This is a genomic window from Flavobacterium sp. AG291, assembly GCF_003350375.1.
Classification (GTDB): domain Bacteria; phylum Bacteroidota; class Bacteroidia; order Flavobacteriales; family Flavobacteriaceae; genus Flavobacterium; species Flavobacterium suzhouense.
This window is the reverse complement of record NZ_QQAR01000002.1, coordinates 74,892-97,966: the sequence shown is the minus strand read 5'-3', so window position 1 is coordinate 97,966 and position 23,075 is coordinate 74,892. Positions and strand designations below refer to the sequence as shown.

At 35.4% G+C, this 23,075-nt stretch carries 28 protein-coding genes; 9 read left to right on the top strand and 19 right to left on the bottom strand.

Features of this window, described 5'->3' with window-relative positions; translation table 11 throughout:
* Nucleotide 1: 1 nt before the first annotated feature.
* From DEU42_RS02485 to DEU42_RS02465, 5 genes are all read right to left on the bottom strand, one after another.
* Nucleotides 2–562 carry a helix-turn-helix domain-containing protein gene (locus DEU42_RS02485; protein WP_114756699.1) on the bottom strand — a complete coding sequence of 187 codons (561 nt, stop codon included), beginning with the start codon at nt 560–562 and terminating at the stop codon, nt 2–4.
* 89 nt (nt 563–651) lie between these two features.
* A complete protein-coding gene (locus tag DEU42_RS02480; RefSeq protein WP_114756698.1) occupies nt 652–2,316 on the bottom strand; it encodes a hypothetical protein in 1,665 nt (554 codons plus the stop codon).
* A 142-nt stretch (nt 2,317–2,458) separates the two neighbouring features.
* Complete coding sequence (locus DEU42_RS02475) at nt 2,459–2,719, bottom strand: DUF6952 family protein (protein ID WP_114756697.1); 261 nt, start codon at nt 2,717–2,719, stop codon at nt 2,459–2,461.
* Nucleotides 2,700–3,014: a thioredoxin family protein gene (locus tag DEU42_RS02470; protein WP_114756696.1), complete on the bottom strand. Its 315-nt coding sequence runs from the start codon at nt 3,012–3,014 to the stop codon at nt 2,700–2,702. The genes DEU42_RS02475 and DEU42_RS02470 overlap by 20 nt, the downstream gene beginning before the upstream one ends.
* 15 nt (nt 3,015–3,029) lie before the next feature.
* Entirely contained in the window at nt 3,030–3,668 is a 639-nt protein-coding gene (locus DEU42_RS02465) for a peroxiredoxin (protein WP_114756695.1), read from the bottom strand.
* A gap of 230 nt (nt 3,669–3,898) precedes the next feature.
* Here DEU42_RS02465 and DEU42_RS02460 point away from each other — a divergent pair, with 230 nt between their 5' ends.
* On the top strand, nt 3,899–5,593 hold the full coding sequence (locus DEU42_RS02460) for an amino acid permease (protein WP_114756694.1): 1,695 nt from the start codon (nt 3,899–3,901) through the stop codon (nt 5,591–5,593).
* Here the strand turns inward: DEU42_RS02460 and DEU42_RS02455 are convergent, their stop codons facing one another.
* Entirely contained in the window at nt 5,594–6,358 is a 765-nt protein-coding gene (locus DEU42_RS02455; RefSeq protein WP_114756964.1) for a TIGR02757 family protein, read from the bottom strand.
* Nucleotides 6,359–6,424: 66 nt separating this feature from the next.
* Entirely contained in the window at nt 6,425–7,093 is a 669-nt protein-coding gene (locus DEU42_RS02450) for an ABC transporter ATP-binding protein (RefSeq protein WP_114756693.1), read from the bottom strand.
* Nucleotides 7,094–7,336: 243 nt separating this feature from the next.
* On the opposite strand from DEU42_RS02450, the gene msrA reads away from it, so the two are divergent.
* Entirely contained in the window at nt 7,337–7,882 is a 546-nt protein-coding gene (gene msrA, locus DEU42_RS02445; protein WP_114756963.1) for a peptide-methionine (S)-S-oxide reductase MsrA, read from the top strand.
* A gap of 32 nt (nt 7,883–7,914) precedes the next feature.
* Here the strand turns inward: msrA and DEU42_RS02440 are convergent, their stop codons facing one another.
* The 6 genes from DEU42_RS02440 to DEU42_RS02420 all read right to left on the bottom strand — a co-directional run bounded on the left by DEU42_RS02440 (nt 7,915) and on the right by DEU42_RS02420 (nt 10,629).
* Nucleotides 7,915–8,235, bottom strand: coding sequence for a DUF6787 family protein (locus DEU42_RS02440; RefSeq protein ID WP_114756962.1), 321 nt, complete (start codon nt 8,233–8,235; stop codon nt 7,915–7,917).
* A gap of 94 nt (nt 8,236–8,329) precedes the next feature.
* Nucleotides 8,330–8,764 carry a DUF6146 family protein gene (locus DEU42_RS02435; protein WP_114756961.1) on the bottom strand — a complete coding sequence of 145 codons (435 nt, stop codon included), beginning with the start codon at nt 8,762–8,764 and terminating at the stop codon, nt 8,330–8,332.
* Between the two features lie 81 nt (nt 8,765–8,845).
* Nucleotides 8,846–9,124: a YtxH domain-containing protein gene (locus DEU42_RS02430; protein WP_114756692.1), complete on the bottom strand. Its 279-nt coding sequence runs from the start codon at nt 9,122–9,124 to the stop codon at nt 8,846–8,848.
* A gap of 257 nt (nt 9,125–9,381) precedes the next feature.
* Complete coding sequence (locus tag DEU42_RS17410; protein ID WP_158537844.1) at nt 9,382–9,558, bottom strand: hypothetical protein; 177 nt, start codon at nt 9,556–9,558, stop codon at nt 9,382–9,384.
* Between the two features lie 180 nt (nt 9,559–9,738).
* Nucleotides 9,739–10,281, bottom strand: a complete 543-nt coding sequence (locus DEU42_RS02425) for a GNAT family N-acetyltransferase (protein WP_114756691.1) — start codon at nt 10,279–10,281, stop codon at nt 9,739–9,741.
* A 60-nt stretch (nt 10,282–10,341) separates the two neighbouring features.
* Entirely contained in the window at nt 10,342–10,629 is a 288-nt protein-coding gene (locus DEU42_RS02420; protein WP_233506601.1) for a VOC family protein, read from the bottom strand.
* A 133-nt stretch (nt 10,630–10,762) separates the two neighbouring features.
* Between DEU42_RS02420 and fabG the strand changes: the two genes are divergently transcribed.
* The 4 genes from fabG (at nt 10,763) to DEU42_RS02400 (ending at nt 14,750) form a co-directional block, all read left to right on the top strand.
* Nucleotides 10,763–11,509 (top strand): 3-oxoacyl-[acyl-carrier-protein] reductase, encoded by a 747-nt coding sequence (fabG, locus tag DEU42_RS02415; protein ID WP_114756690.1) that lies wholly within the window; start codon nt 10,763–10,765, stop codon nt 11,507–11,509.
* A 42-nt stretch (nt 11,510–11,551) separates the two neighbouring features.
* The gene (locus tag DEU42_RS02410; RefSeq protein ID WP_114756689.1) at nt 11,552–13,579 is read left to right on the top strand and encodes a hypothetical protein; all 2,028 of its coding nucleotides are present in this window, start codon (nt 11,552–11,554) and stop codon (nt 13,577–13,579) included.
* Between the two features lie 71 nt (nt 13,580–13,650).
* Nucleotides 13,651–14,082 carry an META domain-containing protein gene (locus DEU42_RS02405; protein ID WP_114756688.1) on the top strand — a complete coding sequence of 144 codons (432 nt, stop codon included), beginning with the start codon at nt 13,651–13,653 and terminating at the stop codon, nt 14,080–14,082.
* A complete protein-coding gene (locus DEU42_RS02400) occupies nt 14,082–14,750 on the top strand; it encodes a DUF2461 domain-containing protein (protein ID WP_114756687.1) in 669 nt (222 codons plus the stop codon). The genes DEU42_RS02405 and DEU42_RS02400 overlap by 1 nt, the downstream gene beginning before the upstream one ends.
* Nucleotides 14,751–14,765: 15 nt before the next feature.
* Here the strand turns inward: DEU42_RS02400 and DEU42_RS02395 are convergent, their stop codons facing one another.
* Both DEU42_RS02395 and DEU42_RS02390 read right to left on the bottom strand, forming a co-directional pair.
* Nucleotides 14,766–16,142, bottom strand: coding sequence for an FAD-dependent oxidoreductase (locus tag DEU42_RS02395; protein ID WP_233506600.1), 1,377 nt, complete (start codon nt 16,140–16,142; stop codon nt 14,766–14,768).
* Between the two features lie 52 nt (nt 16,143–16,194).
* Entirely contained in the window at nt 16,195–16,569 is a 375-nt protein-coding gene (locus DEU42_RS02390; RefSeq protein WP_199509035.1) for a PH domain-containing protein, read from the bottom strand.
* A gap of 145 nt (nt 16,570–16,714) precedes the next feature.
* Between DEU42_RS02390 and DEU42_RS02385 the strand changes: the two genes are divergently transcribed.
* The 3 genes from DEU42_RS02385 to DEU42_RS02375 are packed head-to-tail and all read left to right on the top strand — an operon-like array spanning nt 16,715 to nt 18,907.
* On the top strand, nt 16,715–17,080 hold the full coding sequence (locus DEU42_RS02385; RefSeq protein ID WP_114756685.1) for a cation transporter: 366 nt from the start codon (nt 16,715–16,717) through the stop codon (nt 17,078–17,080).
* Between the two features lie 42 nt (nt 17,081–17,122).
* A complete protein-coding gene (locus DEU42_RS02380) occupies nt 17,123–18,658 on the top strand; it encodes a YifB family Mg chelatase-like AAA ATPase (RefSeq protein ID WP_114756684.1) in 1,536 nt (511 codons plus the stop codon).
* 21 nt (nt 18,659–18,679) lie between these two features.
* Nucleotides 18,680–18,907: a hypothetical protein gene (locus tag DEU42_RS02375; RefSeq protein ID WP_114756683.1), complete on the top strand. Its 228-nt coding sequence runs from the start codon at nt 18,680–18,682 to the stop codon at nt 18,905–18,907.
* A gap of 12 nt (nt 18,908–18,919) precedes the next feature.
* Here the strand turns inward: DEU42_RS02375 and DEU42_RS02370 are convergent, their stop codons facing one another.
* The 4 genes from DEU42_RS02370 to panB all read right to left on the bottom strand — a co-directional run bounded on the left by DEU42_RS02370 (nt 18,920) and on the right by panB (nt 22,971).
* Nucleotides 18,920–19,777: a neutral zinc metallopeptidase gene (locus DEU42_RS02370; RefSeq protein WP_114756682.1), complete on the bottom strand. Its 858-nt coding sequence runs from the start codon at nt 19,775–19,777 to the stop codon at nt 18,920–18,922.
* Between the two features lie 126 nt (nt 19,778–19,903).
* Entirely contained in the window at nt 19,904–21,277 is a 1,374-nt protein-coding gene (locus DEU42_RS02365) for a DUF5723 family protein (RefSeq protein ID WP_114756681.1), read from the bottom strand.
* A gap of 183 nt (nt 21,278–21,460) precedes the next feature.
* Complete coding sequence (locus DEU42_RS02360; RefSeq protein WP_114756680.1) at nt 21,461–22,150, bottom strand: RluA family pseudouridine synthase; 690 nt, start codon at nt 22,148–22,150, stop codon at nt 21,461–21,463.
* Nucleotides 22,151–22,152: 2 nt separating this feature from the next.
* The gene (gene panB, locus DEU42_RS02355; protein WP_114756679.1) at nt 22,153–22,971 is read right to left on the bottom strand and encodes a 3-methyl-2-oxobutanoate hydroxymethyltransferase; all 819 of its coding nucleotides are present in this window, start codon (nt 22,969–22,971) and stop codon (nt 22,153–22,155) included.
* Nucleotides 22,972–23,075 lie beyond the last annotated feature (104 nt).

The following is a 23,075-nucleotide window of genomic DNA, read 5'->3' as shown; positions in this document are numbered from 1 at the left end:
TTTACAGTTCGTTTATATTTATACGTTTTGTTTCTTTTATAGATTTATAGAAGGTAGGAGTGAGCCCAGTTACTTTTTTAAACTGATTGGAAAGGTATGCAGCACTGCTATATCCTAAGGCATCAGCGATTTCTGCAAGTGAAAGTTCGTCATAGACTAATAGTTCTTTTACTTTTTCAACGCGTTGGGTTATATAATATTTTTCGATAGTAGTTCCTTCTACTTCCGAGAACAGATTACTTAAATAAGTATAGTCATATCGAAGTTTGTCTGCTAACCAAGTAGATAAGTTTGTTTTGATTATCTCGTCAGAGTGGTGAACCAGATACACTATTTCAGTTTTTATTTGTTCAATAATACGCCCTTTACGATCGCCTATAAGTTCAAAACCAAGTTTTTTGAGCGATTCTTCAAGTTTTTGTAATGTTTCTGCTAATATTTCACCTTCTATTTCTGCTTCGCCCAGTTCTACCGAACTGATTTTGAATTTCATTTGTTCGAGTTCATTTCTTACAGCCGTAATACAGCGAGGACAAACCATGTTTTTTATATATAGGTGCATTGTTGATAGTTTATGATTGTAAAAATAATGATTCTATAACAAAAAACGCTCCCGTTTCCGTAAGCGTTTTAGTAATGAGTATTATTTTATTACCTCACAAAAACGTCACCACCAATTTTAATTTTATCTGCGGTAATAAAAGTTATTGTTTCCTGGGCAGGCTCAGGTTCACCCGTTGTTGTAATTGTTATTATATTTCCATTTAGGATATATGTGCCATCTTCTGAATAATTATCCGTTGTTACAGTATCTGTTTCATCAGAAATGACGACGCAATTCTCATTAATACTAACATTACCATTAACTATAATATCTGTTCCTGTCTGGTTAAAGGTGGTTTCTGTGAAAGTTATTGTTAAATTTTGTGTGGTATAAGATCCTGTAACAACATTAGGGCACATTTCGAATCCATAATTTGTGATAGGTTCACCTGGTGCATGTCCATTTTCAAAAGACTCCATAATCCATACACCTACTAGCGAGTTTTCTTTTTCAACTGATATAGGTACTTTACCAGTAAATGAATTAAAGCTGTCACTATAACTATAGTTAAGATATGTTTCAATTGGACCCGCAGGAGGATTACCAGAAACTTTAACTTTAATGGTTAATTGATTCTGTTGATTTAGATTAACTGAAACAATTGAAATATATTCATTATTAATACTGAAACTAATCTTGTTGAATATTTCCTGATTTACAGGGGTGTTTTCTGCCTGACTTGAAGTCCCTAGACTTACTATTGGAGCTTTATTTATATTTACAAATGGAATAGTGTTCAATGCATCAATGACTGTATTAAGCTTAGAAATCCAACCATTGAATTTATCATGATCCTCAAAGTATTCTTTAATACCTTCAGCGTTGCTATTTCTGTCGCTTTCAACAATTCCTCTGTCAGAAGTACTTAAACTTATAGTTGCGGCAACATTATCTACAAGATTGATTCCGTTCCCTCCTCGATCATTAGTTCCTAATATTTCATCTACCACTAGTCCTACTGTATTTAAGTTTCTTTCTGCAAGTTGATTATGAAACTCTTTGGCTTTATGGCAACCTATTCTTGCTATGATCGCACAAGCAACTTTTTCCAGAGGGGTAGGAGTTAATATAACACCGGCAACACCCAGTCCTGCTGCACCGACAGCAAAACTAAACTTTCCAAGTAGTATAATATCATCAGCTGTAATCCTTCCATTTGCGTTGTCGAAATTATTAAGAATTAAACCATCAAACAACTGTTTGTTTGACTGATAGAATAAAGCCATTTGATTTTTTTCCTCATCAGTCAGACTTTCATAATAGGTGTTGAAATTCTCTATTGTTTCTTTAATTTCATTTGATTCAGTATCATCAGCAAGTGAAGCTGAAAATGTAGCCATATTAGTTTGAAGCCCTCCAATGATTTCATCCGCGGATCCATTCAATGTGCTTTGATGGCTTTCATAGCTTATATTAGCATTAAGTGCAGGTATTGAGAGGACCGAATCGCCTGTTTGTGTTGAAGGAACATAAAATGTTAACTCAAATTCACCTGTTTTTAAAAGTTTAACTGGTACTGTACCAAAAGTGCCTTCATATTCATCTTGTGATAGCTGGGTATTAGGCAGATTGATTTTTACAAATTGAGATGTAAGTATTTCACCTCCATTCTGATTTACAGGCTCAGTATTGGTATCGTCGTCCTTTGAACAGGATACAGTTAATAAAATTACCGCTGTAGTGACTAAAATTTGTAGTAATAATCTTTTCATATTGTGTCGATTTTGCTTTATAAAACAAAATTATGGCAACTTGTGAATGCCTACAATCCCTATTTTTAGGGATATTTAGAAACTTCACACAATAAAAAAACGCTTCCGGAAACGGAAGCGTTTTTAGTATTTAAAGTAAGCTTTAGTCTTTATCGATGGCACCAAGAACCCTTTTCATAAATGTATTCAGGGCTTCTTTTTTGTCGGTTCCGTCTTTAATCATTTTGTTTACCTCGAGTGCACCATACATGTTCGAGATAAGTTCACCAATAACATCAAGTTCTTCATCTTTTAATGAGGGAACTTCTGTGAGTGCTTCAAGTACCTCAAGAGTTTCTATGATGTAATCCTGGTCGTTGTCCTCAATGAATTGGGTAAGGTGTTTAATTACTGGTAACTTCATTGACTAAATCTGTTAAAACTTCGACTTTATTTGTTTGTACCTGATTTACAAGCGCACCATTTTTAAAGGTAGCAAATGTAGGCAGGTTATCAACCTTTGCAAGTTTCCTTGATTCAGGGAAATTTTCAGCATCGGCAATTACAAACGTTACATTTTCATTTTCAGTAGCCATTTTTTTGAATTTTGGCTTCATGATCCTGCAGTTACCGCACCATCCGGCTGAGTACTGTACTACAACAGTTTCATTACCGGCAACGATCTCTGCTAAATTATCCTTTTCAAGTTCTTGCAACATGATCTTTATTTTTAATTAGTTGGCAGAAAGGTAAGCAGCTACACCTGTACGGTCAGCAGTCATTGCTTCTTTTCCTTCTTCCCAGTTTGCAGGGCAAACTTCACCTTTAGTTTGTACGTGGGTATAAGCATCGATAAGTCTCAGGTACTCAGCTACGTTACGCCCAAGAGGCATATCGTTAACGCTTTCGTGGAAAATTTTTCCTGTTTCGTCAACAAGGTAAGTAGCTCTGTAAGTTACATTAGAACCTGTAAGGATTACTGAATCCGTTTCGTCATTGTACTCTGAAGATTCGATATCAAGGATACCAAGTACATTAGAAAGGTTTCTGTTAGTGTCAGCAAGAAGAGGGTAAGTTACACCTTCGATTCCACCTTTATCTTTTGGAGTATTTAACCATGCAAAGTGAACTTCGTTAGTGTCACATGATGCACCGATTACAACAGTGTTTCTTTTTTCGAATTCACCAAGAGCTGCCTGGAAAGCGTGAAGTTCAGTTGGACAAACAAAAGTAAAATCTTTAGGATACCAGAATAGTAGTACTTTTTTGTTGTTGTTTACTGCTTCTTCGAAAATGTTGATTGATAGATTGTCTCCCATTTCAGAGATCGCATCAACAGCAATGCTAGGGAATTTTTTTCCTACTAATGACATAATGTAAATTTTAGGGTTATTAATTTTTTACCGTTGCAAAAATAGGTAATAAGGCCAATGTTTTCGTATGACATTAATCATAATTTCTTATGTATTCATAGAAAATGCCTATGTAATCAAAATGACGGTTTATATTATGAATTATGCAAAACCAACCTTTCTTTTTTCGATTAAGTTTATATATTTGTTAACTTCATTAATAAAGCATTTTAAAAATTATACCTAACTAAATGGCATTAAAAGATTTATTCAGGAAAAAGTCAATTCAAAAGATAGTTCAGCAGGGTGGTGACGGCGAACATGGTGGGCTTCAGAAAGTATTAACTGTTCGTGACCTGACTTTTTTCGGTATTGCTGCTATTATTGGTGGAGGAACTTTTAGTGCTATCGGAAATGCATGTTTTTCAGGTGGTCCCGGAGTAACGCTTTTATACGTAATATGTGCTATTGCCTGTGGTTTTACTGCTATGTGCTATGCAGAATTCGCTTCAAGAGTACCAGTTTCCGGTAGTGCTTATACATATGCTTATGTGTCTTTCGGAGAGCTTTTTGCATGGATAATAGGTTGGGCCCTTATTATGGAATATTCTATAGGTAACATTTATATTGCCTTTTCATGGAGCGGTTATTTTACAAATCTTCTGGAAGCGGTCAATATTCATCTTCCTGAATGGCTTACCATAAATCACCACGCCGCTCACGAAGCTTTTTTAGCTAATAAACCGGGAGAAGGCTTATCGGCATGGCAAACTGCGCCTATGATTGGAAGCCTTAAAGTAATATTCGATTTACCGGCCGTAGTAATCAATTTATTGATTACCTATCTGGTTTACAGAGGTACAAAAGAATCTAAGAACTTCAGTAATGCAATGGTATATGTAAAATTGCTTATCATATTGCTAATTATTGTTGTAGGAGCCTTTTATATTGATATTGAAAACTGGACTCCCTTTATGCCACACGGTTTTGGTGGTGTAATGGCAGGGGTTTCGGCTGTTTTTTTTGCTTATATTGGTTTTGATGCTGTATCTACACTAGCAGAAGAATCCAAGAATCCTCAGCGTGACCTGCCAAAAGGTATGATCTATTCGTTAGTTATTTGTACAGTATTATATATAATACTTGCTCTGGTTCTTACCGGAATGGTGTCTTATGAACTATTGGGAGTAAGTGATCCTTTGGCCGAAATATTTAAGCTTAAAGGGGTAAAATGGATGCTGTATATAGTATCTGTAGCTGCTGTGGTAGCTATGACTAGTGTTATGCTTGTTTTCCAGCTTGGTCAGCCCCGTATATGGATGACCATGAGCCGCGACGGTCTTATGCCTGAAAAATTCTCTAAAATACATCCTAAATACAAGACTCCGGGATTTGCAACTATTATTACGGGTATTGTTGTAGGATTACCAATTTTCTTTACCGATGAGAATTTTGTACTTGATTTTACCAGCATAGGTACACTGTTTGCTTTTGTACTTGTATGTGGCGGTGTACTGATGCTTTCTCCTCAGAGTGCTGAAGAAATGGCCGAAAGACAAACCAGAGGAAAATTTAGGATACCGTATATTAATTCGAAATATATTTTCCCTATACTATTAGTTCTGTCAACAGTAATTGTTCATTATGCTTTTCCTGATTTCTTTAGCAACTCGTTCGATTTTTCCGGAGATAGCAATGCTTTGACTGCTAATATATCAATGGATATATTCTTTTTATTCTGTATTGTAATGGCTGTATTGGCCTTTTTGAAAAACCTTTCCCTTATACCATTGTTAGGGCTTGTGTCTTGCTGCTATCTGCTTACAGGTATGGCATTGTCTAACTGGAAATGGTTTGGATTATGGCTACTTATAGGCTTAGTGATTTATTTCCTATACAGCAGGAATAATAGTAAATTGAATACAACAGCAGAGATAGCTGAATAATCAGAACCCTTCAAATACTCCAAGGCCAAACAAAGCAAAATCATATTTTACGGGATCATTAGCGTCCATAAGGCGTAGTTGAGTATCAAGTTCATGCAATGCTTTAGCATCATTTTGCTTACGGGTAAGAATTCCAAGCTTTCGGGCTACATTACCTGAATGTACATCAAGAGGGCATGATAGGGTAGAAGTAGAGATACTCTTCCAGATACCAAGGTCTACACCTGAATTATCATTACGTACCATCCATCTAAGGTACATGTTTATGCGTTTCGCCGCTGAACCTGCCAGAGGATCGGAAACATGTTTTTGTGTACGGTTTTGATGTTCTATCTCAAAGAAAACCTTTTTGAATTCATGTATGGCTTTCTGCATGCCTTCTTTTTGCTGATGTTTTGCAAAAACGGCTTCCAGTCCGTTATGATTTTGGTAGATATTTTGGAGTGCCTTAATGAATGTAGTGAAGTCAGAACCGTTAAATGTACGATGAACAAAATTTTCTAAATCATCAAGATGATGGTCTTTGTGATTAATGATAAAATCATATGGACTATTTCCCATTAGATTCACCATCTTTTTAGCATTATTGATAATCATTTTTCTGTTGCCCCACGCTATGGTAGCAGCCAAAAAACCTGCAATTTCAACATCTTCTTTTTGGGTAAATAAGTGTGGTATTTGTACAGGATCGGTATCTATAAAATCCTGATTGTTGTATTGAATTACTTTTTCGTCAAGGAATGAGCGTAACTCATCGGCATTCATTTTCATTTCCATGAGGCAAAGATATTCAATAAAGACTTATCTTATGACTGCGACTGCGACTGAAAACTAACCTTGAGAAACAATCAGCCCATCGCTCATTACAAGCTTCCTGTCTGCCATATTGGCCAGCTCTTCGTTGTGGGTAACAATAACAAATGTCTGGCCCATTTCATCACGAAGTTTGAAGAATAGCTGATGTAGGTTTTCTGCAGATGCAGTGTCCAGGTTTCCAGATGGTTCGTCAGCAAATATTACAGCAGGTTTGTTGATAAGTGCTCTGGCTACTGCAACACGCTGTTGTTCACCTCCTGAAAGCTCCCCTGGTTTATGGTCAATCCTGTGTGACAAACCTAAGTATTCTAAGAGACGTTTTGCTTCAGTTTCCGTTTCCGTTTTTGGTTTTCCTGCAATGTAGGCCGGAATGCAAACATTTTCTAATGCTGTAAATTCTGGTAGGAGTTGGTGAAACTGAAAAATAAATCCAAGTTGCAGGTTACGAAACTTAGACAGGGTTTTATCCTTCATTTTAAGGACATCTTCATTATTGATAATAAGGTTTGTGCCGCTTTCTTTACCTGGTTTATCAAGTGTGCCTAATATTTGCAGCAATGTTGTTTTTCCCGCACCCGATGCACCAACTATAGAGACGATTTCCCCCTTTTTTATATGGAGATCAACGCCTTTTAAAACATGAAGTTTGTCGTAATATTTATGAATGTTTGAAGCCTGTATCATCAATGTTCGTTTTTCACAAAGAAACAAACAATTTAAAAGATAATAAATCTTTTTTGGCACAATATTTCGTATGTATATTTTAAAACATGGTTAATGTTTTTTCATAAAAAGCTTATATCATTAACTTAGATGACAAATATGAAAAATGTACTTGTAGTCGTGTTGGCATTGGTTTCTTTATCATGTCAGTCGAAACAAAATCCTGAAACGGGAGCAATAAAATCTAAAGAGGGAGATTTAAAAATGGATAACAAAAAAATGGAAACTGCTATTTTTGCAGGTGGCTGCTTTTGGTGTACAGAAGCATTTTTTACTGATCTGAAAGGGGTTGAAAAGGTTACTTCAGGATACATTGGTGGTAAGACAGAAAATCCTACTTACAGAGAGGTTTGTACAGGTAATACAGGGCATGCAGAAGCAATTAAAATTGAATTCAATCCGGATGAAGTAGCTTATGAGGATTTACTGGAAATCTTTTTTGCAACTCATGACCCTACCACCTTAAACAAACAAGGGGCTGATGTTGGTACGCAATACAGAAGTGAAATTTTTTATACTTCAGAAGCACAAAAGTCTGCAGCTGAAAACTTTATAAAGTTGCTGACAGATCAGCATATTTATGGTAAAAATATTGTTACAAAAGTAAGTAAGGCATCAGTGTTCTATCCTGCGGAAGATTATCATCAGGATTATTATGCTCAAAATCCTAATCAGCCTTACTGTTCAGCTGTAATTACACCTAAACTGGATAAGCTTAAAAAGAATTATAAATCAAAACTTAAGCAGTAATCAGTTATAGTAATGTTGGTTTTAAAAGCTCTCTATTCAGAGGGCTTTTCATTTTTAAAAAGAAAACCAAGTCCTAATGATTTCAGCATTTTTTTTTCAAACCACCAGAAAAATTTAAATTGGCCAAATATAAATCCATAAGATAATAATAATACCTGATAGATAGGGAAGATTAGCACAACATAAAGAGGCCAATAGAGCAAAGGCGAAAATGTATCCCTTGTAATTCCTATCCAGGCTAATACAGGTTTAGCCAGGTAAGCTGATGTAGATCCTGTAAGTGCAAAAACAATTAATATTATAACAAACTGAAAATTGTTTGTAATTCCCCAACGCTGTTTTAAATTTCCCATTTCGGCTATTAAAGTAGCAAATATACCGGTTTTGGTCTTGCTTAGCAAGCTTTTAAGAGTATTATTTATAATTATTCCAAATTATAAATTTATTCTATTGTGGGATTATTCCACCTAGTTTTTGGTTATTAGTTACCTGAAAGAAAACAAGATAATTGTAAAGAAGATAGTTTACCTCATAACCATAATTTATTTGTGGTTTATAGTCTATCTGCATTTGATAAAGTTCTCCAAAGCGCTGAGGATTCATAGCACGGGCATTCCATTCGTTGACCCAAAACCTGTTTTTATTCTCAAGATAAGGTTGTCCGTAAAATCCTCTTGGTTTGGCACGGGATGCAAGCCAGGAATTAAACCCCGGATCAATAATTATTATTTCATACTCAAGAGAATCATTTGCAATACGGATGGTATCATTTTTAGATCTGATCTCACTTAAATCTTTATTATTGGAAGCTACATTGTTTTTGGTGCTACAGGCTATTATTAATGCAATTAAACCTGAAAGCAGTAAGATATTATATTTCATAGCCATGATTTTTATATAAATGTAAAAAACAAAAGCTCCTTATTCTAGAATAAGGAGCTTTTATTAAGTATGCAATTAAAATTATGCTCTTGCTGTAGGTGTAGTTTTAGCGGTATCAACTGCTTTATCAGCTTGAGACGCTAATTTGTCTGCAATTTCGCCACCTTTTTCTACAACTTCATCAAATTTTTTGCGTGCTGATTCTTTAATGTTAGAATATTTATCAGCAAGATCGCTTCCCAACTCTTCAGCTTTACCGATGATGCCATCTAAATGTCCTCTTCTTTTAAGGATGATACCTACAACTGCTAAGGCTGCAACTCCCGCTGCAATACCTAAAATCATTTTTTTGTTACTCATAGCTTTACTTTTTAATAGATATTTATTGAACCTGAAAAGATTCTTTTTTATTATATTCACTAAGTTAACTATTGTAAAACCAAAGCTTTCCTAAGGTTGTCTTAAAGTTTCAGGATTTAACTTTTTGTTTAGTAAAGGGCTTAAAATCAATATTTTTTGTTAAATATTTCGATTTTAAAATTCAGAATTGAATGGGTTTAAAAGGGTATAGCACCCCAAAAGGGGTGCTTATTTTGGTTTAGTTATTTTGTTGTTGATTAGACAAAAAGAGGATATTCGTCTTCGTCATAAACATCAAAATCGCCTTCTTCGTCAAATTCAGCTTCAGTTATGTAACCAAAGAATTTTACCAGCCCAAAACCAGCCACGGCTGCCAGGATAAATTTTAAGTATTTCATGTCGCTCTCGTTTTTTAATTTGATTTCTTTTTTCATGGCTTTTACAATTTTTAACCGATTTATATGCTGAATTTACGAAAAAGCCACGTTTCGAAAGGTATGTTTTAGTAAAATTTTAATAGTTAATCCTTTAATTTGAAGCGAAAAGGAAATTTCGTGTAACGAAATTTTTAATAGAGAAAGCTTGAATAATATAAATAGGGGATAAAGCTGTTTTTACAAATGTTTTACCATTGTGATTTTGTCTGCCGGATTTTCTTTTTCAAAGAAGTTTTTTATCAGCCCGCATTGCTCAAATCCAAATTTCTCATAAAGCTTAATGCCTCCAATATTTGTACTATATACTTCAAGCCAGATGATGCGTAATTGAGATTTTGATGTAGCCCAATTGATTAAGCTGTCCATTAAAAAACTTCCAATTTTTTTGTTCTGCCATTGATAAGCTATCCCCATGCCAATCATACCGGTGTGAAATAACTTTTTACGTTGGTTGCCATTAAGATCAATGTTACCAATGAGTTTATTCTCGTGCTCAGCTACGAGTAAAAGACTGTTAGATTCATTGGTAAATCGGTTTATCCATTCTTTTTCCATATGAATATCGTTTTTATATTCAAATTCATATAAAGGAATACTCATGGTGTTTTTAATATAACTTTTTTTGAGCTCGATTAACTCAGCAGCATCTTCTTCGGTAGCTTCCCGAATTATGATTTCTTTACCGTCTTTGGTAAAGCGGATTACAGCTTCTGTTTTCATATCAGGGAAGTTTAAATTCCAAGTTGTAGATTAATCCAATAATGTTATCCCATGGATCTTTTACTGAGGCAACAATAATTTCTCCTCCAATATTTTGTGGTTCTCATGTTCTGTCGATTCTAAGCTCAGGAATTTTTCATATTCATTATGAATGTTTTCAATTCCCCCATATGTAACAATATTATCACCTTTAATACTATCAATGGGCTGTAAGCCTAATTCATAACCGGCAATATTGAAGCCAACATAAAAAGGCTCTGTATTAAAGGCCTTTGCGTACCATTCTTTTGCTTTATTAATATCGCTTACTTTATGTACAACGGTTCTTAATCCTAGTATGGTTTGCATGATTGATGATTTTAAATGAATGTATTACAAATTTAATTAAGATAATTAAGGCAAAAACAAAAAACGACTCCTTTTAAACAATAAACATTTTGCTATATTTGTCACTTTGTAAAGAAACAAACTGAAACAAATTATGAAATTATTAGAAGGAAAAACGGCAATTATAACTGGTGCTAGTCGTGGTATTGGCCGAGGTGTTGCTGTAGTTTTTGCTAAGCATGGTGCTAATGTAGCTTTTACTTACAGTGCATCTGCAGAAGCAGCAAAACAACTTGAAGAAGAACTTAAAGGTTATGGTGTCCAGGCAAAAGGTTATCAGTCTGATGCAGCAAAATTTGACGAAGCTCAAAAACTTGTTGACGATGTTCTTGAAACATTTGGCACCATTGATATTCTTATAAACAATGCAGGTATCACTAAAGATAATCTGTTGATGCGTATTTCTGAAGAAGATTTTGATAAAGTGATTGAGGTAAACCTTAAATCGGTTTTCAATATGACCAAAGCTGTTCAGAGACCGATGCTAAAACAACGTCACGGATCTATCATTAATATGAGTTCTGTTGTTGGTGTAAAAGGAAATGCAGGACAGTCTAACTATGCTGCTTCTAAAGCCGGTGTACTTGGATTTACTAAATCTATCGCATTAGAGTTAGGTTCGAGAAACATTCGTTGTAATGCAATAGCTCCCGGTTTTATAGAAACAGAAATGACCGCAAAGCTTCCTGAAGATGTTGTAAAAGGATGGGCTGAAAGTATTCCGCTAAAAAGAGGAGGTTCTACTGAAGATGTTGCTAATGCATGTCTTTTCCTTGCTTCAGATATGTCAGCTTATGTAACCGGTCAGACACTTAACGTGGATGGTGGTATGCTAACATAATAAACTTATAAACTAAATTCGTAAAACACCTGATAATTAAAAATGACTGCATCTACAATTCTATTGTTAGTATTATCTGCATTTGCAGCCATTGGATTGTCGTTTTACCAATATATTTTTAAAGCCAAAAAGCCAGGGCGATTGCACTACTTTTTGGCTTTTCTTCGTTTTATCGCATTCTTCTTGGTCTTTTTGCTTTTAATCAATCCTTTTATAACAACAAAAGACCTTGAAACAGTAAAAACTCCGCTACCTATACTTGTTGATAATTCGCAGTCTATTAAAGAACTTGGAGCTGACAGCATTGCAAAGCTGATTTCTGAGAAGTTAGCTCATAATAAGTCGCTAAAAGATAAATATGATGTGCAGCTATATAGTTTTGCAGATGGTTTTGAAAATGCGGATTCTTTAAATTTTAAAGGGAAACAAACGCATATAGATCAGGCGGCTCAAAATCTTAAGCAACTTTACAGAAATACAAACTATCCTGTTGTAATGCTTACTGATGGTAATCAGACCATAGGTAATGATTATGTGTATAGTTTTAGAGAAAATACTGCAGTATACCCGTTGGTATTAGGGGATACAACCACTTTTCTTGATTTGAAAGTAAATCAGGTTAATGTTAATAAGTATGCTTTTTTAAAGAATAAATTCCCTGTTGAAGTTTTTTTGCAGTATAGCGGAAATAAACCTGTTAATGGTGTGTTTAATATTACTCAAGGTAATTCGGTACTTTATAAGCAAAATGTAAGTTTTTCAAAAGACAAAAAAGCGATTTCGTTATCACTATTGCTAGATGCTGATAAAGTAGGAGTAAAGACCTTTAAGGCGCAGATTACCTCTTTAGAAGCGGAGAAGAATCGTTATAACAATATTAAGAATTTTGCTGTTGAAATTATTGATCAGCGCTCTGAAGTTGCAATAGTTTCATCAATTAATCATCCGGATCTTGGAGCGCTTAAGCGTGCCATCGAAACTAATCAGCAGCGTAAAGTAACTATTCTTAAACCTGCAGATGTAAAATCACTTCAGGATTATAATGTACTTGTTTTATATCAGCCTGATGCATCTTTTAAGACTATACTTGAGGAAAATAAAAATGCCGGATTAAATACACTTATCATTACGGGATTGAGTACTGATTTTAATTTGCTCAATCAATCTCAAAATGTGCTTAGTTTCAAAATGACATCTCAAAGTGAAGACTATCTGGCAGATTTTGTTCCAGGATTCAATTCGTTTGCAATAGACAATATCGGTTTTGAGCAGTTCCCCCCATTGGAGAATCCTTATGGAACGGTTACTCTCAAGTCTAATGCAAACACGCTTTTGCAAGCAAGAATAAGGAATGTAAAAATGGATAGCCCGCTAATGGTGTTTTCAGAAACGGGACCCTCACGAAATGCATTTATTTTAGGAGAAAATATTTGGAAATGGAGACTTGAGAGTCATCTGAATACAAAATCTTTTGAGCAATTTGATATTTTTATTGATAAGACCATTCAATATCTCGCTTCTAATTCAAAAAGGAAATCATTGGTTGTAACTCATGAAAGTTTTTACAATTCGGGTGAAGTTATTCCTATATCAGCTCAGTATTTCAATAAAAACTATGAATTTGATGAGAACGCAAGATTGACTATCCAGTTAAAGAATAAAAAAGATAATACATCAAAAACATACGATTTCTTAAAAGGAACAGGAGAATACAAAGTAAATCTTGACGGTCTTAATGCCGGAGTATATATCTTTACAGTAACCGAAAACACGTCTAAAACCAGCTATAATGGTTCCTTTGAGGTGCTTGATTTCGAGATAGAAAAACAATTTGTAAATCCAGACCTTACAAGGCTTCAGCAAGTTGCAGCTACTACAAATGGGAAAGTATTTTATCCGGATACCACGGATAAACTTATTGAAATGCTGCTTGCGAATGACAGCTACAAAGCGATTCAAAAAGTTATTACTAAAAAGTCACCTTTAATTGACTGGGTTTGGATTCTTGTATTGCTTGCAATAACGCTCGCAGCGGAGTGGTTTATACGTAAATATAACGGACTTCTTTAAAAATTTACTAAAGATTTTATTTCAGCGTTTTTTGTTCTTAAATTTGATTCTCATATTAAAATCTGAATCAGATGAAAAAACTAATGTTTGCTTTTTATGTAGTTTTTGCCACATTAATTATAACAAGTTGCAAGTGCACTAAAGGTGCGGTCTCTAAAGATACTTTGGTATCTTCAGGTTGGGTATTGTCCGCAATGAATGGTAGTAATGATCTAAAATCTAAATTTCCTAATAAACTGCCTAATATAACTTTTACTGCTGATAACAAAGTTTCCGGTAACGGAGGATGTAATCAGTATGGAGGAGCTTATACGCTTGATGCCGATGGTAGATTATCACTAGGACAGATGATGGCTACAAAAATGTTTTGTCAGGGCGTGGCTGAAGATGAATATTTAAAAATTCTTTCAAAAGCTGATAAAGCAAAAATTGAAGATAAAAACCTTGTTTTATATTCTGGTAATCAAGCCGTGCTGGTTTTTGTTCCAAAAACTGCTGAGTAATGGTTTCAAAAGAAATTTTAGATTTTTTAGACTTACTAAGTAAGAATAACAATCGCGAATGGTTTACTGCTAATAAAGCTGAATTCCAGAAAATTGAAAAGCAGGCCAAGTTTTTCTTTAATGATATTGGAAATGAATTGCAAAAATCAGATTCCATAGAAAACATCCAGATGTATAGAATATATAGGGATGTACGCTTTTCAAAGGACAAATCTCCTTATAAAAATTATCTGGGAGCATGGTATTCACGAACAAAACCTTTTTTTAGGGGAAGCTACTATGTTCATCTGGAACCTGGTAATTGTTTCGTTGAAGGAGGCTTTTGGATGCCTAATGCAGAAGATCTTAAAAGGATAAGGAAAGAATTTGAGCTTGATGACAGTGAGATCCGTGAAATCATAAATTCATCAGATTTTAAAAAGTATTTTGGAACCATTAGGGGAGAAGAGCTAAAGACTGCTCCAAAAGATTTTGACAAAAGTCATAAAGCAATTGACCTGATTAGGAAAAAACAGTTTTTGGCTGTGAGGAAATTTACAGATGCAGAAGTGCTGGATAAGAGTTTCAATAACGAAGTTTTTAAAACCTTTGCAGCAATGCGCCCTTACTTTGATTATATGAGTGATGTATTAACAACAAATCTTAATGGTGAGAGTATTATAAAATAGTGTCATTAAATCAGTTTAAACATCATTTATTAGTTTTCTGGCAGCTGTTTGTACAGGATCCCAAACGGGTGAGAAGGGGGGAGCGTAGGAAAGATCCAGATCAATTATATTTTGAAGCGTCAGGTTATGAGTAAGAGCCATTGCTAATACATCTATGCGTTTTGCAGCACCTTCTTCTCCGATAATCTGCCCACCTAATAATCTGCCACTGTTTTTCTCAGCTAATAATTTTACTGTGATATCTTTTGATTTAGGATAATAATGTGCTCTTGTTCTGCTTTTTATTGTGCCTTTTACGTATTCTATTCCGAGCTCTTTCAGATCTTTTTCAAGCAGTCCTGTTCGGGCTACCTCATAGCTGCAAATTTTACAAACGGCGGTTCCTACAACACCGGGGAAATGTGGATTTTCTCCGGAAATACTACCTCCTGCAACCACACCTGTTTTATTAGCGATTGTTCCCAATGCTATATAAGTATGTTTATGACTAATAAGATGTAGTGATTCAGCGCAATCTCCCGCTGCCCAGATATCTTTTATATTGGTTTGCATCTGAGAATTTACTTTTATAGCATTCCTGACGCCAAACTCAATTCCGGAACCTTTTAAAAAATCAGTATTTGGGGCACTTCCCATCCCAAAAACAACCATGTCAGCAGGAATCGATTGTCTATTAGTTATTACAGCATTAATAGTATTATTATTCAAGTCAAATGCTTTTAACTCTTCCTCACAATAAACCGTTACTCCAAGTTTCCGCATTGCTTCAGAAACCATTTCACCCATATCAGGATCAAGGGTATTCATCAGCTGCTTACCGCGATTGATGATCGATACTTTAAGACCTCTTATGAGCAACGCTTCAGCCATCTCAAGGCCAATATATCCTCCACCAATAATTACGGCAGACTGAGGCTTTTTATCTTCTATAAATTTTTCAATATTAATTCCACTTTTAAGTGTCGAAACGCCAAAAGCATTTTCGGCATCTTTGCCCGGTATATCCGGACAATATGATTTTCCTCCTGTTGCTATTAGTAACTGATCATAAGGCTGCCAAAACTCTTCATTTCTTTCTTTATCAAGAACTTTTATTTTCTTATTTTGGGTATCAACTTCCAGTACCAGATGCATTGTCCTCACGTCAATATTATACTTTTCCCTAAATGTTTCCGGACTACGCACAACAAGTTCATCAATCGATTTGACCGTCTCAGATATAAAATAGGGAATTCCGCACGCAGAGTATGAAGTATAGGCCGATTTTTCAAAGACAATAATTTTCCTCTCCGGCTGCGAACGTCTGACCTTTGATGCTGCAGACATCCCGGCAGCATCGCCTCCAATAATTACTAATGTGTTTTCTGTCATATGTCTGAAAAAAATAGCCAAAACTTCAGGTGTTTTGGCTAAATATTATATAAAAAGTTTAGGTGATGATTGGTTACAGAATATGTTGGCTCAAAATCATGTAAACTTCATTGATGTTATTGTCTTTACCAAACTGCTTTTTTATAGGCATTGCTTCACCACGTACCCATATCTTCAATTCAGCATCCAGATCAAGCAGACCGGCGCTTTCTTTTGAAAATTTAGTTATGCTGTGATAAGGAATTGACTGATAATCAACTTTTGAACCGGTAAGACCTTGTTTATCAACTAATATTAGCCTTTTATTAGTAAAAACAAACATATCTCTTATTAATTTAAAGGCTTTTTCAATCTTCTCTCCTTCAATAAGCATTGGCTGGAATTCTCCCTGGATTTTTTCAGTATCTACAGCTGAAGCATTGCCCATAATGGCATTAAATAGTCCCATGTGTTATATAATTGGTGTTATAAATTTCCTTAAAATTAAGGAGTAATTTTCGATTAAAGAAATTTGTTTCTTTATTTTTAGATGGACACTAAGAGTTGCGTTTAATTCCGTATTTTCGATTTTTAAACCAAATCAATTTATTTCAATGAAAAATGTAATTAAAGTATTCTCTACTATCCTTATCATTGTACTAAGCTTTATAAGTGCAAATGCCCAGGAGCCAAAACAAAAAACTACTCAAACGGCTGTAATCAAAACCGCTATTTATTGTGATCATTGTAAGGCGTGTGAATCTTGTGGAGACCGACTGGAAAAAACATTACTTAAAGAAAAAGGGGTACAGATGATTACGCTTGATGAAAAAGCAATGACAATTAAAGTAGTTTACAATTCCAGGAAAACAGATATTACCAAAATAAAAACTGCGATCAGTAAATTGGGCTACGATGCTGATGATATAAAAGCTGATGTAGTTGCTTACGAAAGTCTTGATGGCTGTTGTAAGAAATAAGATTTTAAAATAGAATTATATACGCCATTCAAAATAAATTATATGCTGATAAAAGTCTTTGGTAGTGCCGTTTTTGGTGTAGAAGCTACCACTATTACTATTGAAGTCAATATTGACAAAGGAGTAGGGTATCACCTTGTAGGCCTTCCTGACAGTGCTATTAAAGAAAGTAGTTACCGAATAGCTGCTGCACTTAAAAATAACGGATACCAGTTACCTGGAAAGAAAATTACAATAAATATGGCTCCGGCCGATTTGCGTAAAGAAGGTTCTGCTTATGATTTAACGCTTGCTGTAGGTATACTTGCCGCTTCAGGACAGATCGTTTCTGATGAAGTGGATAAATATGTTATTATGGGCGAATTGTCCCTTGATGGTAGCCTTCAGCCTATAAAAGGAGCACTGCCAATTGCAATAAAAGCAAGAGAAGAAGGCTTCAAAGGTTTCTTTTTGCCAAAACAAAACGTAAAAGAAGCGGCAATTGTTGATGGACTTGATGTATACGGAATAGAAAATGTTCTTGAGGTTATTGATTTCCTTGAAGGAAGAGGCGATTTGAAACCTACTGTTTTTGATACGCGTGAGGAATTCTATAAAACGCTTGATTTTCCTGAATTTGACTTTAGCGATGTAAAAGGACAGGAGTCAATAAAGCGTTGCATGGAAATTGCTGCTGCAGGTGGCCATAATATTATACTTATAGGACCACCGGGAGCAGGAAAAACAATGCTGGCTAAAAGATTGCCAAGCATTTTACCTCCAATGACCTTGAAAGAAGCTCTGGAAACAACTAAGATACATAGTGTTGCAGGAAAGGTCAAGGAAGGCGGACTAATGAATCAACGCCCATTTAGAAGTCCACACCATACGATTTCAAATGTAGCATTGGTAGGAGGGGGGAGTTATCCCCAACCCGGTGAAATATCTATGGCCCATAATGGTGTATTATTTCTTGATGAGCTTCCAGAATTCAAGCGTGAAGTACTTGAAGTTATGCGTCAGCCGCTCGAAGACAGGGAGGTAACCATTTCAAGGGCTAAGTTCACCATAACTTATCCTTCTTCATTCATGCTTGTTGCAAGTATGAACCCAAGTCCGGGAGGATATTTTAATGATCCGGATGCACCTGTTAGTTCTTCACCTCATGAAATGCAGCGCTATTTAAGTAAAATATCAGGCCCTTTGTTAGACAGGATTGATATTCATATTGAAGTGACACCTGTACCTTTTGAAAAACTGTCAGATAAACAAAAAGCTGAAAGCAGCATAGAAATTCGTCAGCGTGTAACAAAGGCAAGAGAGTTACAGACAATGCGTTTTGCGCATCTTGAGAATGTACACTATAATGCGCAAATGAACACAAAGCAGATACGTGAATACTGCGAACTGGATGAAACTTCACTACAACTTCTTAAGACCGCTATGGAAAGGCTTAATCTTTCTGCAAGGGCCTATGACAGGATTTTAAAAGTATCGCGTACTATTGCCGATCTGGAAGCCTCTGAAAATGTACAACAACATCATATAGCCGAAGCCATACAATACAGAAGCCTTGACAGAGATGGATGGTTAGGTTAATAATAAAAACCCGAAGTGATTATGATAAAACAGCAATTAGAAGAACTTTTTAATGGGATGCCCAATATAGTTCAGGAGAAATTAAAGCCGGTGATGGAAAATTTACTGGAAAGAGCAGCCGACCTTGATGCTGCAGGAATGGAAGATCCCGATTACGAAGATGAACTGGAATCTATTACTAAAGAAGTAAATAAGGTAAAGTACTTAAATGACCAGTGGCAGATAATGAATGCAAAAAAGAACAATTAATATTGTTCTTTTTTATTTTATAGTTGAAAATTCTCCCTGATTTATATCTCCGGTTTCAAATCCTTTTTTAAACCAATACATTCTTTGTTCCGAACTACCATGCGTAAAAGAGTCGGGGACTACATGCCCCTGCATACGTTTCTGAATCGCATCATCACCTACGGCGTTTGCAGCACTTAAAGCTTCTTCTATATCACCTTCTTCAAGGATATCATGCATTTTTTGGTCATAATGCGCCCATATACCTGCATAAAAATCAGCTTGCAGTTCTAGTTTTACTGATAGTTTGTTAGCACCGGCTTCATCAGTTTCTGTCTGAAGCTGTCTCATTTTAGAAGACGTTCCCAATAGCGTCTGAACGTGGTGACCAATTTCATGCGCAATAACGTATGCAATAGCAAAATCTCCACCTTTAGCACCAAAACGACTTTGTAATTCATCAAAAAATGCTAAGTCCATATATACCTTACGATCTGAAGGACAATAAAACGGACCTGAGGCGGAAGATGCTCCTCCACAGGCGGTCTGAACAGCATCACGGAAAAGTACAAGTTTTGGTTCTTCGTAAGTCATGCCGTTTTCAGCAAAAATTTTACCCCAAACATCTTCAGTATCTGCCAACACAGTAGCAACAAATTCTCCCATTTCCTTGTCATGGGCACTAAGCTCTACGGGTTCACCGGAAGCTGCATTTTGTTGCTGTATCTGGTTGTTTATATCATTCAGTATAGCTGAATTATCGCCACCCATAAACATGTTGATCAGCAATATAATAACACCAATTACACCACCACCGGCAACTAATTTACCTCCGGAAATACCACGGCGGTCTTCCATATTATCACTTTGTCTTCTTCCTGACCATTTCATATAACGATGATTTTATTTAATGAAGTTACTTAATAAATTTCATTCATAATATTCTTTTACAAAGAATTAGTAAAATAAAAAGCCGTATCTGTTTGGGATACGGCTTTAAAATAAAATTATTCAATTTTAGAATCCGAAACGGAATCCAAGATAAGCATCAACTTGTTTTGAATCACTTATTAAAGCAGTAATTGCTGAACCTGATCCCATATAAAATCCACCTACGCGGAATCCTACACCTGTTGTGAAACCAGATATCTCATTAGTTGAGAATGGAACATATGCTTCAAATTTTTCTGTAGAATATCTCGGGGTTACTGTAAAAACATTCTGGACCGCAATCTGAGCATTATTATTCGCTTTATTCAGCTTTTGCTGAAGGAAACCAGTAACATACCATTGGTTGTAAACTTTTACATCTCCGTATACTGATAATACTGATGGTAATTTTACTTTGAAATCCCTGTTTGTTTCATCAAGAGTAACTAAACCGCTTTGAAGTAAAAGATCTTCAACTTCTTCAATGGTTTCTACATCTTCAAACTGGCTAAGGTTTAACTCATCACCAGGTTGCATTGCTAATGTATAATTGTTTGAAACATTATTATCATCTTTAAATGTCATTTTACCAAGGTTTCTAACCGATACACCTGCATTAAGTTTATAGCCATTATCATCAGAGTTAACATCTTTCCAACGGTAATTGAAACCCAGATCTGCAGCAAAACCATTCAGGCCTCCTGCAAAGAAATCAGTAAAATTACTCATATCATTAAAACCATTTGCTAATGAACCGGAATAAGCAAAGTTTAGGTTTGCTTCACCATCTTTTAATACCATATCACCAACATTTTCAGGATGATTAACTACATCAGTACCGATTGTAACTCTACCTTTAAATTGATCAGCAGACATATTTGCATACGATCCAGGGAATAACAGTTTAAAAGTTACACCTCCGGAAATTTTGTGTTCTTCAGTTTCGTAAATATCCCTTGCTACAGAAAAACCAATTTCTCCCCATGCAGTACCGGAAACACGTTGGTTATAGTTTGTATTGATAATATCTACAGCGTCGGTAATAGTAGGGTCGGTTGTTAATGCTCGACCTAATTCCGGGCTAACATCAATAATATTAGCTTTTATTTTAGCAGCAGTAGTGACCGCAAAAGCCCATTTTTCGTGTTTAAATGCATAAGCAGGCCCAAGTATTTCGACATCGGTACTCATATTTACAGGCTCACTGCCTGAAAAAATTAATTCTTCAAAATCAGTATCGCTATCGAAGAGATCACTCATTTTAACCTTATTATTAGAAACATTGACGCTTAAATTCAATACGTTAACCTCATGATCATTTTTTAGATTAGTCAGTTCAGCCGGATTGACCACTGCGTTAATAATACCAGTCCTTCTGGAAGTATTAATACCCGAAAAATGTTCCTGGGCATAAAGTCCTGTACTTAAGAGAGTAAAAATAAATAGTAATGGTCTTTTCATAGAGGGTGATTGATTATTTGTTTGTATTATATCTTTAAAATGGCTACATAACAAAAGTTAAAAATTTGTTCTCGTTGTGGCATAGTGTTAAAATGCATACAAATATTAAAAAATATTAACCAAAAAAAAATACCCAGATTTGGGTATTTTATTCATATATTAATTATCGTTGAAATGATAACTTTAAATTGCTTTCCAGATAACATCATCGGGGACCGGAGCTGTTATTTCAATGTTTTCTTTAGAAACAGGATGGATAAATTTCAATTTCCGGGCGTGAAGATGTATCCCTCCATCTGGGTTACTTCTGTCAAAACCATATTTTAGATCTCCTTTGATAGGAGAGCCAATAGCTGACAGTTGTGAACGTATCTGATGGTGCCTTCCTGTATGCAGATTAATTTCCAGAGCTGTATAATTATTTAGCTCTTTTATTATAGTATAATCTAAACTGGCCTGTTTGCTATCAGGTACTTCTTTAGTGTGAGCTTTAGAAGTATTGGACTTTTCGTTACGCTTAAGGTAGTGAACCAGTGTAGCCGATCTTTGGGATGGCTTGTTTTTAACTACCGCCCAATAGGTCTTCTTGGTTTCACGGTTTTTGAATAATTCATTTAAGCGTGTCAAAGCCTTTGAAGTACGGGCAAACAAAACAATACCGGTAGTAGGCCTGTCCAATCGGTGTACAACACCTAAAAACACCTCTCCTGGTTTGTTATACTTGTCCTTAATATATTCTTTTACCACCTCACTAAGCGGCTTGTCACCGGTTTTATCTCCCTGTACAATATCACCCACACGTTTATTAACCACAATAATGTGGTTGTCTTCATAAAGAACCTGAAGGTTGGTTTTATCTGAAACGATTTTCATTATTAATACGATTCATTCGCATTAGGGAAATCTTTCGATTTTACGTCGTCTGAATATTGAGATATAGCTTTGGTCATATCCTCATAAAGGTTCATATATCTTCTAAGGAAACGAGGGCTAAATTCATTATTCATTCCAAGCATATCATGAATAACCAATACCTGGCCATCAACACCTCCTCCGGCACCAATACCAATAACAGGTATAGAAATACTTTCCGCTACTTTCTGAGCTAATTGTGCAGGTATTTTTTCAAGAACAACAGCAAAACATCCAATTCGTTCCAGCATTTTAGCATCCTCAATCAGTTTTTCAGCTTCTGCATCTTCTTTAGCACGAACAGTATATGTTCCGAATTTATAGATAGATTGAGGAGTAAGTCCCAGGTGTCCCATTACAGGGATACCAGCGTTAAGTATTTTTTTAATAGAATCTTTAATTTCACTCCCGCCTTCAAGTTTTACAGCATGTCCTCCGCTTTCTTTCATTATACGAATAGATGATCTTAATGCTTCTTTAGGATCTGACTGATAGCTTCCAAAGGGTAGATCTACTACTACAAGCGCTCTGTTTGCTGCACGCACAACTGAAGAGGCATGATAAATCATCTGATCCAGAGTAATTGGCAATGTTGTTTCATGGCCGGCCATCACGTTTGATGCTGAATCACCCACAAGAATAACATCAACACCGGCAGCATCAACAATGCGGGCCATAGTGAAGTCATAAGCAGTAAGCATAGAGATTTTCTCTCCATTAGCCTTCATTTCAATCAGTGATCTTGTAGTGATTCTTTTATAATCTTTTTTAGCAACAGACATAGTTTTTGTTTTTAGAAATGTAAAATTAATGAATTGAACCAACAATACCCCGAAACTTCTAATTTTATTAGCCTATTGTAACAAAATGAGATTCGTGCTACTAA